The organism is Pantoea sp. (assembly GCF_032114055.1).
GTDB lineage: Bacteria > Pseudomonadota > Gammaproteobacteria > Enterobacterales > Enterobacteriaceae > Pantoea.
The window spans coordinates 80,795-97,515 of the sequence record NZ_DAMCTB010000003.1 but is presented as its reverse complement, the minus strand read 5'-3'; the positions used below and the strand labels follow the sequence as shown (position 1 = coordinate 97,515).

Genomic DNA, 16,721 nt, shown 5'->3' with positions numbered 1-16,721 from the left:
AAACTGCGTTGATAAGGTCTGTGTTCCAAACCGATGACGCTATAAGAACATACAAAAACTACATTAGCGAACATTATTTTAATTTATTCTTAACATCCAGACGTCCGGAACGCTCCACCTGTTATATCTGACCTTCTCACTTTTCTGACTGAAAAATCGATAACACGGCCTTAACGCTAAGGTAGTGAGGGTAAGCACGCAGCGACAGACTGTGCCGCTGCGTGCGTCTGCCATCAGGCCAGTTGCGCCTGCTGACGGGCGGCATGTCGCGCCGTCATCACAAACACCAGCAGCCCGCCGACGCCCAGCGCCACGCCCACCCAGGCGGTGGAGAGCCAGCCATACCCTAACGACACGGTCAGGCCCCCCAGATACGCGCCCATGGCATTAGCGATGTTCAGCGCCGAGTGGTTCATCGCGGCCGCCAGAGTCTGGGAGTCGTTGGCGACATCCATCAGACGGATCTGCAGCGACGGCAGCAGCACCGAACAGGTACCGATCAGGAACGTCGCCAGCAGTCCGGTCGCCACGTGCTGAACCAGCACCGGGAAGGCCAGCATTACCAGCACGTTCCAGAGCAGCGTCCAGCCAATGATGTTCAGCACGGACCCATCGGCCAGACGACCGCCGACCAGATTGCCGATGATCATCCCCAGCCCGAACGCCACCATCGCCCACGGGATCAGCGAAGGTGACAGCCCGGCAATGTTAATCAGCGTGGGTGCGATATAGCTGAAGATGGCGAACATCCCGCCGAACCCGACCGCGCCGACCAGCAGCGTCAGCAGGACCTGCGTATTTTTCAGCGCGCCCAGTTCACGCAGCGGATGCGCATCCGCATCGCCTGGCGTGTAAGGCACGTAGCGGCCAATCAGCAGGCAGGTCAGCAGACCAATCGCGCCGACAAAGGTGAAGACGACATGCCAGCTGAAGAGCTGTCCGATCCACGAGCCCAGCGGCACACCGACAAGCGTCGCCACCGTCAGTCCCAGCATCAGTGATGCCAGCGCGCGGCCCCGTCGTTCTACCGGCACCAGCGAGGCAGCTACCAGCGACGCCACGCCAAAGTAAGCGCCATGTGGCAGACCGGTCAGAAAACGCGCCACGAGCAGGCCGTGATAGCTGTCGGCCATTGCGCTGGCAACGTTGCCGATGCTGAAGAGCGCCATCAGAATCAGCAGCAGGGTTTTTCGTGCCATACGCGCTGCCATCACCGCAATGACCGGCGCCCCCACAACTACACCCAGCGCATAACCGGCGATGGCGTTGCCTGCCTGCGGCTCGGTGATCGCCAGCGATCGTGACACATCCGGCAGCAGGCCCATCATGATGAACTCGCCCGTACCGATGCCAAAGCCGCCCAGCGCAAGCGCCAGCAACGCCCAGCCGACAGAACCGGCAGCAGCGGTTTTCTGATTTTTTCTTAACAAAATGGATTCCTAATGGCCTGAAGGTAAATGCAGGTGAGCCGGAAGAAGAGTAAAAACGTATTCTCATCCGGCACCAGCGCGCAGACTATAAAAACTCAGGCTGCGCTTAGCAATCCATTTTGTGATCTGGCGCACACATCGCCCCCGCTCAGTGCGGTCAGCAGGTGCCGGTGTTTACCCGGCGGCCAATGTCTTTCAGCTGCGAAAATTTCTCCAGCAGTCGCGGACCATCATCCAGGCTCATGGCGAACATCCACATATAGGTCATTACCGAGTAGATATGTCCCGCATCGATGCCGCCACGACGGGACATCGCCGCGATGGTGATCGCAAACATCAGCGCCGCCACGCTGCCGATAGCCAGATACCCCAGGGCTTCGCGATCGGAAAGCCGGATGCGCAGACTGGCCAGGACGCCATAGTGACGGCCCAGAGAGGTGGCGCTGGCGCTGCTGACAAAACGCACTTCTTTCTCCAGCCGGTTATTCAACCGGCCAAACAGGCGATCGTTTTTCCGGGTAAAGCCCGGCAGAAAGCAGGCAAAGAACAGCAGAATCGCCAGACAGCCCACGCCGGTCCAGAACTCGATCGCCAGCAGCATCACTGCCGCCCCGGTCATGGAGGCCAGTGAGGTAATCAGCACCGGCAGATGCTGCTCGAAAAAGTCGACAAATTCGCGTGACAGCGCCACCCGCGCAGCAATGGTGGATGGACTCTGGTTTTCACTGCGCTGCGTCACGATCACCGGCACCGCAAGCGCAGCATAGATTCGCGCAAAGGTGCGGGTGTCCACGCTGCGTCGCGCTGCACCGATCGCCCACATGGTGAGCACCATGACTGCATAAAGCACCGCATGCCAGGTCTTTCCGGCGACTATCGCGTTGATCGCGAATCCGGCCAGCAGAGGATAAAGCAGGTACATGGCGTTCTCTGCCACCACCAGCAGCAGCGTCACAATGAGCTTACGGCTGTGCAGACGGCCCAGCGATTTTAATGTCAGAATAGCGCTGCGGGGAGCCGCAACGGGCAGGACAGGTTTCAGGGAGTGCATCTTTTCTGTTTCTGTTATGATTAATTTTGAGCGGTTGCTCAAGTACAAAAAGCAGTCTATTTGAGCAGTCGCTCAAAGTCAATGTGAGAGTGATGATGAAAGATTCAGCAGAAGCATTAAGAACAAAAATCCTGGATGCGGCGATCGGGTTATTTATTGAAAAAGGGATCGAAAAAGTGACTACCCGCGAGCTGACAGAGACGGTCGGCATATCGCGCAGCCATATCTACCATTACTTCAGTAACTGGCAGTCCCTCTGTCTGGCGGCGCTGGATCGCTTTATGCGGGTGGATTTTGAAGCCTTTGCGGATTCCCTGAAACCCCTCACCCCGCGTCAGCGACTGGATGTGCTGTTTGAGAGCCACCTGCCCAGCGCGCCGGATACCACCTGGCAGCTCTATTCGTCGTTCTGGCAGATGGCGGCTCATAATGAATCTTATGCGTTACTGGCTGACGAGATGACGCAGTTGTGGCAGACGCTAATGGAAACGATCATCCGTGACGGCGTCACTGAGGGAAATATGCGTTGCAATGATATCCCCCGCACCGCCCGACAAATCAGCGCCATGTTAAACGGCTACGCTGATTTGCTGACAATAAACGCCTCCGAAACCAGAGTGCGCGAGGCGCTGGCCGATCTGAACCATTTCGTGGATCTGTGTCTGTACTCAGCCTGATTAATCCGGTGAATGGCATTCATATTTTGAGCGGATTTTAATTAAATGTTAATAGAAAGTTTATTATTTTAATTAATCTGCGGTTTTTAACGCCAGTGGATGCGACTTTATCAGTGCAGACGGCATATATTTTTCTCTCTGAAACCGTCGCTTTTTAATAGTCTTTTCTCCAGAAACAGCTGTTTACACAGATTATTATCTTTGATCTGACGCGCCCTGACCCGGGTAAGCTGGTGTTTTTACGCCACTTATTGGAAACGGGACTGCAAAGCATATACAATACCTGCGGTCATATTCTCAACAACTGTTTGATTCCTATAGCAAAGAATCCCTTTTCCGCCGATAAAATTAATGATTGAGTCGGACCTTAAAAACCCCTATATTGGCCGCGCTTTAACACAGGCCCTTTTTTAACTTCCATTTATTCAACTGGGACGCTTTGACCGTTTCGGTTGTAGGAGAGATATGATGACGGATAAAGTCCGTATTGATAGTTTGAATGCTCAAAACGCAAACGCCACCAATGAAACCTATCTGGCCCGTCAGGCTGAATTTGAATCAAACGTTCGAAGTTATCCGCGCAAGCTGCCTTTCGCGATCGCGAAGGCACAGGGTGTCTGGATCACCGACGTTGAGAATAATAACTATCTCGACTGCCTTGCTGGTGCCGGAACGCTGGCACTGGGTCATAACCATCCGGACGTTCTGCAGAGCATTCAACATGTCATTACCAGCGGCTTGCCGTTACATACTCTGGATTTAACCACACCGTTAAAAGATGAGTTCTCTGCGTACCTGCTCTCCGTCTTACCGGGTCAGGGCAAAGAGTACTGCCTGCAGTTCACAGGACCTTCAGGCGCGGACGCGGTCGAGGCTGCGCTGAAACTGGCGAAAAAAGTCACCGGCCGTAGTGGTGTCATCAGTTTCTCTGGGGGTTACCACGGCATGACGCACGGTGCGCTCTCCGTGACAGGCAACCTTTCACCGAAAGAAGCCGTCGACGGCATGATGCCGGAAGTGCAGTTCATGCCTTACCCGCACGAATACCGTTGCCCGCTGGGCCTCGGTGGTGAAGCGGGCGTGAAAGCGCTGACCTACTACTTCGATAACCTGATCAACGACGTGGAAAGCGGCGTACGTAAACCTGCAGCGGTGATTCTGGAAGCCGTTCAGGGTGAAGGCGGCGTCAACCCGGCCCCGGCTGAGTGGCTGCAGCGCATCCGTAAAGTCACCAAAGAGCACGGCATTCTGCTGATCCTCGACGAAGTTCAGGCAGGCTTTGCCCGTACCGGTAAGTTCTTCGCCTTTGAACACGCAGGCATTGAGCCAGACATCATCGTGATGTCAAAAGCGGTCGGCGGTGGTCTGCCACTGGCGGTTCTGGGTATTAAGAAAGAGTTTGATGCCTGGTCACCGGGTCATCACACCGGCACGTTCCGTGGCAACCAGCTGGCGATGGCGACCGGCCTGACCACGCTGAAACTGCTGAAAGACAATAACATCGCTGACAAAGTTGCGGCGCAGGGCGAAATGCTGAAAGGCAAACTGCGTGAGCTGCAGCAGCGCTATCCGGTTATCGGCAACGTGCGTGGTCTGGGCCTGATGCTCGGCATTGAGATGGTCAAGCCTCACGAGCCTGCTGATCACATGGGCAGCTTCCCGGCAGATGGCGACCTCTCTGCGCTGGTGCAGAAGAAATGTTTTGAGAACGGCCTGATTCTGGAGCGTGGCGGACGTCACGGCAGCGTGTTACGTCTGCTGCCTTCCCTGCTGATCACAGATGCAGAACTGGACGTGTTTATGGATAAATTTGAAAACGCCCTGCTGTCAGCTGGCGTACAACCAGTTTGAGTGGAGTGAATGCAATGTCCCGGTTAAACCCGATTCTGGCGGCCTCAGCACAGAGCACCGAGGCCTACCAGCAGGCGATTGCCCAGAGTAGTGCGGCCGTCGTTAAGTGGCTGGAACAACCTGAAATGTATCAGGGAAAAACCGTCGCAGAGCTGCGTGAGCGTATTCAGCTGGACTTCAATCCTCAGGGCCTGGGAAATCAGGCCGCGATTGAACGCGCCATTGAGTATTTCCTCAAAGACAGCCTGTCGGTGCATCATCCTCAGTGCGTAGCGCATCTGCACTGCCCAAGCCTGGTGATCAGCCAGGCAGCGGAAGTGCTGATCAACGCCACTAACCAGAGCATGGATTCATGGGATCAGGCGCCCTCTGCCACCCTGATTGAAATGAAGCTGATTGAGTGGCTGCGCACGCAGGTCGGTTATCAGCCGGGTGATGCCGGTGTCTTCACCAGCGGTGGCACCCAGAGTAATCTGATGGGGCTGATGCTGGCGCGCGACGCCTTTTTCGCCCGTCAGGGTCACTCTGTCCAGCAGGATGGTTTAACCGGTGATCTGAAGAAGATTAAGGTCTTCTGTTCAGAAAACGCGCACTTCTCCGTGCAGAAGAATATGGCGCTGCTTGGTCTGGGTTACCAGTCTGTTACCCAGGTGAAGTGCGATCGCTTTGCCCGGATGGATATGGACGATCTGCGCCACAAACTGGCAGCCGCCAAAGCGAATGGCGAAAGCATTCTGGCGATCGTGGCTACGGCGGGTACGACTGACGCCGGTGCGATCGATCCGCTGCGCGACATTACGGCGCTGGCGGCAGAAGAGAACATCTGGGTGCACGTCGATGCAGCCTGGGGTGGCGCACTGCTGCTTTCTGAAAAGTATCGCCACTATCTGGACGGCATTGAGCAGGTGGATTCTATTACTCTGGACTTCCACAAGCAGTTCTTCCAGACCATCAGCTGTGGTGCATTCCTGCTGAAGGAAGCACGTCACTATGAGCTGATGCGCTACCAGGCGGCTTACCTGAACTCTGAGTTCGATGAAGCACAGGGCGTACCGAATCTGGTATCGAAATCGCTGCAGACGACCCGCCGTTTTGATGCGCTGAAGCTGTGGATGGGCCTGGAAGCCCTGGGTCAGAAACAGTATGCCGAAATCATCGATCATGGCGTGACGCTGGCACAGCAGGTGGCTCAGTACGTTGAGGAGCAGCCTGCGCTGGAACTGGTGATGACCCCGCAGCTGGCCAGCGTGCTGTTCCGCTATCGTCCGGCACACCTGGCGCATCTGAGCAGTGCGGATATCGCCCTGCTTAATCAGCGTATTGGTGATGCGCTGCTGGAGTCGGGTCGCGCTAACGTCGGCGTGACCGAGCACGATGGCGTGACCTGCCTGAAGATGACCCTGCTGAACCCGACGGTGACACTGGACGATATCAAAGTGTTGCTGTCGCTGGTGGAGACCACCACGCAGCAGCTGGTGTAACGTCCCTGTTACCCGCTTAAAAAACCAGCCGCCCGGCTGGTTTTTTTATTCTTCATCTTCCGGACTGAAAGGTTTAGCCCGTCAGGCATAGGTATCGGCGAGAACGCCACGCCGTCCTGTCCCGACGCTGTTTAACGGCCGGGCGGCTCATCAAGCTGCCGCAGATGATCGTCCCGGTTCAGCGTCATCAGCGCCACAATGCTTACCAGCGCCGTCGCCATCACATACCAGGCGGGAATATCGGGATTGCCGGTTTCTTTAATCAGCCCGGTGATGATTAATCCGGCGCAGCCGGAGAAGACCGCATTCGAAAGCGAATAGGCCAGCCCCAGCCCGGTGTAGCGCACCTGCGTCGGAAACATCTCCGCCAGCATCGCAGGCCCCGGACCGGCCAGCAGACCGACCACTCCGCCCGCAAAAAAGACCACCAGCGCTTTCAGCAGCAGCCCGGTTTCAGGGGACTGCAGCACATTAAGCAGCGGCAGCGAGAGCACCAGCAGCAGCACCGCCGCCATGACCATCACTGTCCGGCGCCCTATTCTGTCGCTCAGCATTCCGGCGGGAAGAATGGTGCAGGCAAAGCCCAGGTTTGAGATCACTGCGATCAGCAGCGCCTGGTTAAAGCCGGTATGCAGTGAGGCCTGCAGATAGGTCGGCATAATCACCAGCCAGGTGTATCCGGCCGCCGACCAGACCATCAGCCGGCAGATGCCAGGCAGGATGGTTTTCAGCGTGTCGCCCAGACTGGCCTGCACTTTCAGCACGGGTTGCGCCTGCTGCTGGATAAAGGCCGGCGTCTCCTCCATCTGTACCCGCAGCCAGAGCGCCAGCGCGCCCATGGGTAACGCGATAAAGAAAGGAATACGCCAGCCCCAGCTCAGCATCTGTTCCGGGGTCAGCAGCACGGAAAGCAATGCGACAATACCGGCTCCGGCCAGCAGCCCCAGCGCCACGGTAAAAGATTGCCAGGCTCCATAAAGGCCCCGCCTGCCGCGCGGCGCAAATTCGGTCATCAGAGAGACCGCACCGCCATACTCGCCCCCGGCGAACAGCCCCTGCAGAATACGCAGCGCCGTCACGATCAGCGGAGCCAGCACGCCGAGCTGCGCATAAGTGGGCACCAGACCAATGGCGGCGGTTGCCAGCGTCATCATGATCAACACAATGATGAGTGTGGGCTTCCGCCCGATACGATCGCCTATCCTGCCAAAGACGATCGCGCCAAGCGGCCGGAAGAAAAAGGCGATGGCGAATGACGCGTAGGTCAGCAGAAGCCCGGTGAGCGCAGACTCGCCCTCAAGCCGGAAAAAATTCTGCGCAATGAGGGTGGCGAGGAAGCCGTAAACCGCAAACTCATACCATTCAATGAAATTACCCACGGAACCGGCCATCAACGCACGTCTGCGCCGGGCAGCATTCAGCAGGTTATCAGCAGGCTCATGCATAAAAGGTCCTTTATCAGTGACATCACCGGTTTATGAGTAGCATAATCCCGGCCCTCCTGCGCACCTTCCTGCCCGCTGCGTTATTGCGGACACATAAAAGCCCCTTTTTCATCTCTGTGCCTTGCACAATGGCGTTTCGATCGTCAGGATGTGCGGCATCAAGTGAACCGGACGGACAGATGATGAACGCACACACCTCAAAGGATCCTTTGCATGGCGTTACGCTGGAGATGCAGATCAACAGTTTGGTCGCGCAGTATGGCTGGGCGGAGCTGGCAAAACGGATCAATATCAACTGCTTTAAGAGCGACCCCAGCGTGAAGTCGAGTCTGAAGTTTTTACGTCGCACGCCCTGGGCACGCGCCGAGGTTGAAGCGCTCTATCTGGCGTCGTTATCGGGGAAAACCGCACCGCGCACCGCCTCTGCGGAGAAAGCGGACACCCCTGCCGAAGAGGATCCCTGGGGTAACTGGCGCGGCGGTAAGCCGGCGTAACGGGCCGGAAACCGCAGGCAATAAAAAAGCCCGCACAGCATAACTGTGCGGGCTTTTTTTACGTCAGGTCGCGATTACAGCGCCATGTCGTGTTTCGCAGATGGCGCAGCGGGCTGAGCCTGTGCAGCAGGTGCCTGCGCAGTTTTGCCATCCATATTAATTACCGGCGGCGTGGTCAGCTGCAGGGTTGCAGCGGTGTCATTCCACACCTGCTGCAGCATCGGCACGTTATCATTCAGTTTCTGACCGTAGCTCGGGATCATCTTGTGAATTTTGGCCTGCCATTCCGCGGACTTAAACTCTTCCGGGAACAGTTTCTGCATCACGTTTAACGCGATAGGCGCGGCGGTTGATGCACCCGGAGAGGCACCCAGCAGGGCAGCAACGGTTTTCTGCTGATCGGTCACAATTTCGGTGCCCAGTTTCAGCACGCCACCTTTATCCGCATCTTTCTTGATGATCTGCACACGCTGACCGGCCTGAATCAGTTTCCAGTCCTCTTTCTTCGCATCCGGATAGTACTCTTTCAGCGATTCAAAGCGATCTTCATCACTCAGCATTACCTGGCCCACCAGGTATTTCACCAGGTCGAAGTTATCCAGGCCAACATGAGTCATTGGACCCACGTTGTGAGTAGTGGTGGTGCTCAGCAGATCGAACAGTGAACCGTTTTTCAGGAACTTAGTCGAGAAGGTCGCAAACGGTCCAAACAGCACGACACGTTTGCCATCCAGATAGCGGGTATCCAGGTGCGGAACCGACATCGGTGGAGCACCGGTTGACGCCTGACCGTAGACTTTCGCCAGGTGACGATCGGCAATCGCGCTGTTCTCGGTCACCAGGAAGGAGCCGCCGACCGGGAAGCCTGCATAGTTATCCGCTTCCGGAATGCCGGTTTTCTGCAGCAATTTCAGCGCGCCGCCACCTGCACCGATAAAGACATATTTTGCGTCAACCGCACGCTCGTTGCCGTTTTTGGCATCTTTAATAGTGACATGCCAGGAGTTATCGCTGTTACGCTTGAAATCGGTGACTTCAGAGGAGGTTTCCAGACGGAAATTATCGTTCTTCTTCAGGCTGCCGATCAGCTGACGGGTAATCTCGCCGTAGTTAACATCGGTGCCGACCGGGGTCCAGGTTGCAGCCACTTTCTGCTGTGGATCGCGACCTTCCATCACCAGCGGAGCCCACTGCGCAATCTGCTTGTGATCGGTAGAGAATTTCATGCCCTGGAACAGCGCGGTTTTCTGTAACGCAGCATAGCGTTTAGTCAGGAAGTCAACGTTATCGCCCCAGACGAAGCTCATGTGTGGCGTTGAGTTGATGAAAGAGCGTGGATCGTGCATCACGCCCTCTTTGATCTGTGCGGTCCAGAACTGGCGTGAAACCATGAAGGCTTCGTTGATTTCCAGTGCTTTGGTCACGTCGATTGAGCCGTCTTTACGCTCTGGCGTATAGTTCAGCTCCATGTTAGCCGAGTGACCGGTACCGGCGTTATTCCAGCCATTTGACGATTCCAGCGCCACGCCATCCAGTTTCTCAACCATGATCTGTTTCCAGCCAGGCTGCAGCTCTTCCAGCATCGTGCCCATTGAGGCGCTCATGATGCCGCCGCCGATTAGCAGGACGTCCGTTTTTTCTGGTGACGTTTCAGCGTGAAGCGCTGAAGAAACTAACAAGGCCGCGAGGGAAAGGGTGGGAATAACTTTCTTTGAATTCATCATTTAATCTACAGCTCAGACGGTACTGGTTAAAAAAAGTCCTCAAATTTTAAAAGAATGTTATTTATGAGTTAATTCGAAAATAATTATAAAATTAAAAATAGCAATTCAGCCTTAATTTAATTACAAAAGGCTTACCGTACTGATTACATATTTTAACCTTACATTAAGGGTGTCCTTTGAATTATACAATCCCCTAACACAAATATTGTTCCCTGGCGATCGTCCGTTCCAGACCGCTAAAACTGTACGGACGCGCTGAGTTCGCGTATGTTTCCTGGCGATCTTCTCTCTGTACTGAGCGCCAATGAAAAGCCAACCACAGAACCGACATGCCGTGACGAAACGCCCCATGAAACTCAGTACCCTGACCACCCTGATGATGACCGCCGTTATCCTCACCGTGCTGGTCGCGGTCCATCTGCTCTACTTTGTGCAGATCGATAACTTTGCGCAGTCCCATCTCAAGGACAAGGCGATGGCGGTTGCCCGCACGCTGGCAGACAGCCCGGAAATCCAGCGGAGCTTAGGCTCGCCTGACGGTAGCCAGCAGATCCAGCCGCTGGCAGAAGCGGCGCGCAAACGCAACGGCCTGCTGTTCGTGGTGGTGACGGATATGCAGGGCATCCGCTATTCCCATCCCAACGCTGCGGTAATCGGTAAACATTTTGTCGGCAACGATATCTATCCGACGCTGGCTGGCCGGGAGAATGTGGCAGTGAATCACGGCGTTCTGGTGGAGGCGCTGCGGGTCTTTACTCCCGTCTATAACGCGCAGCATCAGCAGATTGGCGTTGTGGCAATCGGGATCGCACTGAACGATGTGGCGGCGCAGATTGCAAAAAGCCGCTGGAATATCGTCTGGACCGGTCTGTTTGGCGGGCTGGTGGCGCTGGCCGGCATTTTTATTCTGGTCAGGCGACTGAAAAGCATCCTGCTGGGGCTGGAGCCGCACGAAATTTCCAGCCTGTTTGAGCAACGCCAGGCGATCCTCAATTCCATTAAAGAGGGGGTGATTGCGGTCGATGATCAGTCACGAATCAGCCTCATTAACCATGCGGCGCAGCAGTTACTGCACGATACCACCCGCAAGATGCCCACCAGCGGCGATCTGATCGCTGAAGAGAGCGTCATGCATCGCCATCAGCAGGATGCGCTGCATGCAGGCATCGCCTGGTACGACCAGGAGCTGACGCTGGGAAACCGCATCCTGATCAGCAACACTGTGCCGGTGCGCAGCCGCGAGCGCATTATTGGCGCAGTGACGACTTTCAGAGACAAGACCGAGATCAGCCAGCTGATGCAGCGTCTGGACGGCATGGTAAACTATGTAGATGCGTTGCGTGAGCGGTCCCATGAGTTTATGAATAAGCTGCATGTGATTCTGGGCCTGCTGCACATGAAAAATTATGCACAGATGGAAGAGTATATCCTGAAGACCGCCAACGCCTATCAGACTGAGATTGGTTCTCTGCTACAAAAAATAAAATCACCCATCATCGCGGGTTTCCTGCTGAGCAAAATTAACCGGGTGACTGATGAGGGCCATCAGCTGATCATCGACGAAGCGAGTTTTCTGCCTGACTGCGGCAGCGAAGAGCAGAGCGCCGTATTAATCACGGTATTGGGCAATTTAATCGAAAATGCTCTTGAGGCGCTGGACCCGGAGGCTGAAGGAGAAATTCACCTCATGCTGCATTATCAGAACGGCTGGTTAGCCTGCGAAGTGAGCGATGATGGCCCCGGTATCGACGGCACGCAGCTCAGCGCCATTTTCGAGCGAGGCGTCTCGTCTAAAGGTGACGATCGCGGCGTCGGGCTGTTTCTGGTGAAGCAGCAGACTGAAAGCCTGGGCGGCAACGTCAGCGTGGAGTCGGAACCGGGTGTGTTTACCCAATTCTTAGTGCAACTTCCGTGGGAGAGAGGAATGATTACCCAATGATCAATGTGTTAGTTGTTGATGATGATGCCATGGTCGCCGAGCTGAACCGCTGCTATATCGGGCAGATATCCGGCTTTACCTGCTGCGGTACCGCTTCCACCCTGCAGCAGGCCAAAGAGTTTTTGGCGCAGGCTGAGCCTCAGGTTGATCTGATTCTGCTCGACATCTATATGCAGCAGGAGAACGGTCTCGACCTGCTGCCTGAGCTGCGCAGCGCCGGACGGCCGGTTGACGTCATCATCATCTCGTCCGCGGCTGATGCCGCGACTATCAAAACCTCACTTAACTACGGGGTGGTGGATTACCTGATCAAGCCTTTTCAGTTTGCCCGCTTCGAAGAGGCGCTCACCGGCTGGCGGCAGAAAAAATCGCTGATGGATAATCATCAGTTCTATCAGCAGTCAGACGTGGATCAGCTGCTGCATGGCAATCCGCCCGGTGCCAGCGAACAGAAGCGCCTGCCAAAAGGGCTGACGCCGCAGACGCTACGCACGCTGTGCCTCTGGATCGACGCGCATCCGGGCACTGAGTTCTCCACCGACGAGCTGGCAACCGAGGTCAATATCTCCCGCGTCTCCTGCCGCAAATATCTGATCTGGCTAGCGCAGATCAATATCCTGTTTACCAGTATTCATTACGGTGTAACGGGTCGTCCGGTGTATCGCTATCGTCTGCAGCCGGAATATCACACCTTGCTGAAGCAGTATTGTCAGTGAGCCAGCCGGTAATCGGCGTCAAGTAACCGGAATGAAAAGTGACGTTGTGACGAGCAGATCACTTGCCTGTCACGGGTCACGAAAATCGCCTCAATGTCCGGCTTATCGGCCAGACAGGCGATGCCCTTTTCCACGCCCAGGCCATACAGCAGCGTGGTGTAGATGTCGCCATCCAGCGAACGATCCGAAATCACGGTGACACTCAGCAGCGCGTTATCCAGAGGATAACCGCTGTGGGGATCGAGGATATGGTGGTAAAGAACGCCATCCTGCTCGAAGTAGCGCTCATAAATACCCGAGGTGACCACGGAGCGGTTGCAGACTTCAATCACCCCGATCAGCGCGCCCTCTTTGCCAAAAGGTTTTTTCAGGCCGATGGCCCAGCCCGCGTCATCGGGCGGCGCACCCACCGTCTGGACGTTGCCGCCGAGGTTAATCAGAGCGCGGCTGACATGCTGCTGACGCAGAAAGGCCTGCACGATATCGGCAATATAACCCTTAGCAATGGCGCCGAGGTCAATCTCCATGCCTGGCCGGGCCAGCATTACGCTGTGGGCGTCGGCATCAAGGATCACCTCCCGCGGATCGGTCAGCGCCAGGCGCGCCTGCAACGCCGCGTCGGATGGCACGCTGTGGCCCTCAAACCCAATTTTCCAGCACTTCACCAGCGGGCCGATAGCCAGGTTAAACAGGCTGCCGGGCAACAGGCTCACCACGTGTGCGCAGGCAATCAAATCGAATACGGGCTGACTCACTACCACCGGATGCTGCCCCGCCGCATGGTTAATCGCCATTACTTCTGACGCAGCACGGTTGACCGTAAACAGATTTTCCTGCTGTTTGATCAGGCGAAATACCTGACCGGCCAGGGTCTGATTATCGTCGAAAAGTTTAAGAAGGATGGGCGAACCCATTAATACGGCGGAGTAAGCATAGACACGCGCATCGTTTAACATAGGCGACTCTGCTCTGAAGAGGAAAAAACGACACCCGCCAGAGGCGGGTGTCGGCGCAGGTGATTAACGGCGGGCATAGGCCGCGGCATTACCTCCCGCCAGGATACCGAAGATGATGATATCGGCGACGGCGTTACCCCCAATGCGGTTCGCGCCGTGGATACCACCAACCACCTCGCCACAGGCCCAGGCACCGTTGATCACCTGTTTCTGACCGTCCAGCACGGCGGTAGTGGTGTCGATGGTGACGCCGCCCATGGTGTGATGCACCCCCGGTGCAATACGAATTGCATAGAAGGGGCCTTCACTCAATGGGTGACGCAGCGCGGTCTGGCGACCGAAGTCTTCATCTTTCTGCATTCTGACAAAGTTGTTGTATCGGGCCAGCGTCGCTTCCAGCGTCTGAGACTCGCTCATGTTCAGTTTCATGGCCAGCTCCGCCACGGTCGGTGCGCTGATGACAAAGCCTTTGGCGATATATTCGTCCGCTGCCTTATTATTCATCCTCACCTGCTCATCAAACACGATCCAGGCACTCTTTTCTGGCAGAGCGATGATCTGTGCGGAAACTTTGTCACGGGTTTCCATTTCGTTGTAAAAACGCTTGCCGGCCTGACTGACCAGGATGGCTCCCCCACCGCGAATGGACTCCGACACCAGGTAAGAGGTAGTCTGTTCCACCGTCGGGTGAATCTGGATTTCGCCCATATCAACGGTGCCTGCACCAATTTTCTCCAGCATCGCGATGCCGCTGCCGGTCGCGCCTTTGTGGTTAGTGGTCACGAAGCCATCAAGTTCAGGACGGTATTTAACCACCAGCTCGCGGTTGGCACTGAATCCACCCGTTGCCACAATCACGCTTTTCGCGTTCAGGATGCGGCTGTCATTGTATTCATCCACCACGTTGACACCGGTGACCGCGCCATTCTCATAGAGGATCTCTTCGACAGAGGTCTCCAGCAACACGTCGATGTTGCGGCTGTTGATGTTTTTCATCAGGCCGCTGATCAGGAAGCCGCCGACCGCTGAGCGGTCCGCCGGGCGGTGAGTACGGTCGATGCTCATCCCGCCAGTGATGGTGATGTCATTCAGCTCGATGCCATGATCCGCCAGCCACTCAATCGCTTCCGGTGCCAGGTCAACAAACTCACGCAGCAGCACCGGATTGTTTTTAAACTGGCCCCCTTTCAGGGTCTCTTCATAGAACAGCTCTTTGCTGTCCTCGATACCTTTGAGTTTCTGGAAACGGGTCTCAGCGGCGTTCATCCCCACTGACGCCTTGATGGTGTTGCCGCCGATGGTCGGCATCTTCTCAATAATCACCACGCGTGCGCCCTGTTCGTGCGCCTGAATCGCCGCCGCCAGACCGGCACCGCCGCTGCCCACAATCACCACGTCGTAATTCTGAGGTGCGTCAGGATTGCCGCCCTCTTCGATAACCTGTTCTTTGCTGGAAGTCGTCATGGCGCGTGAAACCGCCTTTTTCAGCGCCTCACTCTGCGTGGTGGCACCGGTGATCGCATCGACGTGTGGACTGTTGGCGACCAGGATGCGGTTACGCAGGCTTTCAAAGGTGGTGGTAAAGTCCACGTCCAGGGTATCGTCCGGTACCAGCGTAATGTCGGTAATACGGTCAGTATCCAGCGTCACATTGATTTTCAGCTTCAGCGCTTCGGCTTCCACTTTTTCCTGATAGACGCCCGCTTTATATTTGCGGCCCGATTCACTCATGTCACGGATCATCGCATCGACCAGTGAGAAGCGCCACAGCGGTTCCGGGATCTGTAGTGCTTCGCGTTTGTTGCTGTCGATGTAAAGTTCGAGATGTTCGTTATTGAGAATGCGGTCGGCCCAGTCCGGATAGGCGATACAGGCTTTACCAATCGCCACCAGATCGTAGCCTTTCTCCAGCGCCAGCTCCGCATCCGCTTTGTTCACCACGCCACCAACGCCAATCACCGGCACTTTCGCCAGTTCAGGCGAACGCATCGCGATGTACTTCTCGATCAACGGCGTAGGGTCCCGCGTATCAACAATTGACGGACGCAACAGCTGACCCACGGAGAAGTGCACGTAGTCGAGGCCGCGAGCCGCCAGCTTTTCCAGCAGATAGAGCGTGTCATCAAACCGGATGCCGGGCACTTCGATCTCTTCGGGTGAGAAGCGATAGCCGATGATAAAGCCATTATGTGCGAAGCGTGCCACCATCTTGTGGGTGATTTCCAGCACCGCCAGCGGGAAACGCGCACGGTTGTCGCGGCTGCCGCCCCATTTATCATCGCGCTGGTTTGAGTTCGGTGAATAGAACTGCTGGATCAGGTAGGTATTGGCACCGTGGATTTCCACACCGTCGAACCCCGCCTTGATAGCACGGTTCACGGCATCACCAAATTTGGTGATCATGGTTTCGACTTCATCGGCGGTCAGCGCCAGCGGTTTGGTCGCCCCTTCACGCGGTGCGGCAATCGCACTGGGCGCAACCGGGGTTTTCCCGCCGATCAGTTCCGGCTCGACCATGCGGCCACCGTGATAGATCTGCAGGATCGCGGTAGAACCTTCAGACTTAATGGCGTCCGCTATGCGTTTCAGGCCGGGGATCTTGTTATCGCTGTCGATAGCAATGGCACCTGGAAACGCCGGGCCACGATTATCGATAAAACAGCACTCGACGATCACGGTGCCGATGCTGCCTGCACGCGCGCGGTAGTATTCGACCAGCTCACTGGTGACCGTACCGTCATAAAAACCCGTACAGGTGGTCATGGGGGCCATCACCAGCCGGTTTTTCAGCACGGCGCCGCCAGGAAGCGTCAGGGGATTCAGGATGGGAGTGAGGGTATTCATTGCGATAAACTCCAAGATTTAAAAGTCTGGAAATTTTTTAGCGGACGCAAATTATCGCCTAATTAAGTGGTCCGATGTCATGCCTTTAATATACGCCTTTATTTGCTTTCATA

General features: G+C 55.8%; 12 protein-coding genes. 6 read left to right on the top strand and 6 right to left on the bottom strand.

From position 1 onward, the window contains the following. Positions 1-233: 233 nt before the first annotated feature. Positions 234-1,430 carry an MFS transporter gene (locus tag RT657_RS06940; RefSeq protein ID WP_313653337.1) on the bottom strand — a complete coding sequence of 399 codons (1,197 nt, stop codon included), beginning with the start codon at positions 1,428-1,430 and terminating at the stop codon, positions 234-236. 157 nt (positions 1,431-1,587) lie between these two features. Further along, complete coding sequence (locus RT657_RS06935) at positions 1,588-2,481, bottom strand: ABC transporter six-transmembrane domain-containing protein (RefSeq protein WP_313653336.1); 894 nt, start codon at positions 2,479-2,481, stop codon at positions 1,588-1,590. Positions 2,482-2,576: 95 nt separating this feature from the next. Here RT657_RS06935 and RT657_RS06930 point away from each other — a divergent pair, with 95 nt between their 5' ends. The 3 genes from RT657_RS06930 to RT657_RS06920 all read left to right on the top strand — a co-directional run bounded on the left by RT657_RS06930 (position 2,577) and on the right by RT657_RS06920 (position 6,490). Beyond that, complete coding sequence (locus RT657_RS06930) at positions 2,577-3,158, top strand: TetR/AcrR family transcriptional regulator (RefSeq protein WP_313653681.1); 582 nt, start codon at positions 2,577-2,579, stop codon at positions 3,156-3,158. 468 nt (positions 3,159-3,626) lie between these two features. Continuing rightward, positions 3,627-5,009: a diaminobutyrate--2-oxoglutarate transaminase gene (locus tag RT657_RS06925; RefSeq protein ID WP_313653679.1), complete on the top strand. Its 1,383-nt coding sequence runs from the start codon at positions 3,627-3,629 to the stop codon at positions 5,007-5,009. 14 nt (positions 5,010-5,023) lie between these two features. Next, positions 5,024-6,490: an aspartate aminotransferase family protein gene (locus tag RT657_RS06920; protein WP_313653334.1), complete on the top strand. Its 1,467-nt coding sequence runs from the start codon at positions 5,024-5,026 to the stop codon at positions 6,488-6,490. 131 nt (positions 6,491-6,621) lie between these two features. Here the strand turns inward: RT657_RS06920 and RT657_RS06915 are convergent, their stop codons facing one another. After that, a complete protein-coding gene (locus RT657_RS06915; protein ID WP_313653333.1) occupies positions 6,622-7,935 on the bottom strand; it encodes an MFS transporter in 1,314 nt (437 codons plus the stop codon). A 182-nt stretch (positions 7,936-8,117) separates the two neighbouring features. Here RT657_RS06915 and RT657_RS06910 point away from each other — a divergent pair, with 182 nt between their 5' ends. Beyond that, entirely contained in the window at positions 8,118-8,429 is a 312-nt protein-coding gene (locus RT657_RS06910; protein WP_313653677.1) for a VF530 family protein, read from the top strand. 74 nt (positions 8,430-8,503) lie between these two features. On the opposite strand, the gene mqo is transcribed toward RT657_RS06910, so the two are convergent. Further along, positions 8,504-10,153: a malate dehydrogenase (quinone) gene (gene mqo, locus RT657_RS06905; protein WP_313653331.1), complete on the bottom strand. Its 1,650-nt coding sequence runs from the start codon at positions 10,151-10,153 to the stop codon at positions 8,504-8,506. A 349-nt stretch (positions 10,154-10,502) separates the two neighbouring features. Here mqo and RT657_RS06900 point away from each other — a divergent pair, with 349 nt between their 5' ends. Then, positions 10,503-12,092: a sensor histidine kinase gene (locus RT657_RS06900; RefSeq protein WP_313653330.1), complete on the top strand. Its 1,590-nt coding sequence runs from the start codon at positions 10,503-10,505 to the stop codon at positions 12,090-12,092. After that, positions 12,089-12,808, top strand: a complete 720-nt coding sequence (gene dcuR, locus RT657_RS06895; protein WP_313653329.1) for a two-component system response regulator DcuR — start codon at positions 12,089-12,091, stop codon at positions 12,806-12,808. Before RT657_RS06900 ends, dcuR begins: the two co-directional genes overlap by 4 nt. On the opposite strand, the gene RT657_RS06890 is transcribed toward dcuR, so the two are convergent. Then, the gene (locus RT657_RS06890) at positions 12,802-13,764 is read right to left on the bottom strand and encodes an FAD:protein FMN transferase (RefSeq protein ID WP_313653328.1); all 963 of its coding nucleotides are present in this window, start codon (positions 13,762-13,764) and stop codon (positions 12,802-12,804) included. The two genes, dcuR and RT657_RS06890, sit on opposite strands and share 7 nt — an antisense overlap. Before the next feature lie 63 nt (positions 13,765-13,827). Continuing rightward, on the bottom strand, positions 13,828-16,608 hold the full coding sequence (locus tag RT657_RS06885) for a flavocytochrome c (RefSeq protein ID WP_313653327.1): 2,781 nt from the start codon (positions 16,606-16,608) through the stop codon (positions 13,828-13,830). Positions 16,609-16,721 lie beyond the last annotated feature (113 nt).

What these genes read in the sequence shown, in the direction of transcription:
- RT657_RS06935 (WP_313653336.1), bottom strand. Translation starts at nt 2,481, where the DNA reads ATGCACTCCCTGAAACCTGTCCTGCCCGTTGCGGCTCCCCGCAGCGCT.
- RT657_RS06930 (WP_313653681.1), top strand. Translation starts at nt 2,577, where the DNA reads ATGAAAGATTCAGCAGAAGCATTAAGAACAAAAATCCTGGATGCGGCG.
- RT657_RS06925 (WP_313653679.1), top strand. Translation starts at nt 3,627, where the DNA reads ATGACGGATAAAGTCCGTATTGATAGTTTGAATGCTCAAAACGCAAAC.
- RT657_RS06920 (WP_313653334.1), top strand. Translation starts at nt 5,024, where the DNA reads ATGTCCCGGTTAAACCCGATTCTGGCGGCCTCAGCACAGAGCACCGAG.
- RT657_RS06915 (WP_313653333.1), bottom strand. Translation starts at nt 7,935, where the DNA reads ATGCATGAGCCTGCTGATAACCTGCTGAATGCTGCCCGGCGCAGACGT.
- RT657_RS06910 (WP_313653677.1), top strand. Translation starts at nt 8,118, where the DNA reads ATGAACGCACACACCTCAAAGGATCCTTTGCATGGCGTTACGCTGGAG.
- mqo (WP_313653331.1), bottom strand. Translation starts at nt 10,153, where the DNA reads ATGATGAATTCAAAGAAAGTTATTCCCACCCTTTCCCTCGCGGCCTTG.
- RT657_RS06900 (WP_313653330.1), top strand. Translation starts at nt 10,503, where the DNA reads ATGAAACTCAGTACCCTGACCACCCTGATGATGACCGCCGTTATCCTC.
- dcuR (WP_313653329.1), top strand. Translation starts at nt 12,089, where the DNA reads ATGATCAATGTGTTAGTTGTTGATGATGATGCCATGGTCGCCGAGCTG.
- RT657_RS06890 (WP_313653328.1), bottom strand. Translation starts at nt 13,764, where the DNA reads ATGTTAAACGATGCGCGTGTCTATGCTTACTCCGCCGTATTAATGGGT.
- RT657_RS06885 (WP_313653327.1), bottom strand. Translation starts at nt 16,608, where the DNA reads ATGAATACCCTCACTCCCATCCTGAATCCCCTGACGCTTCCTGGCGGC.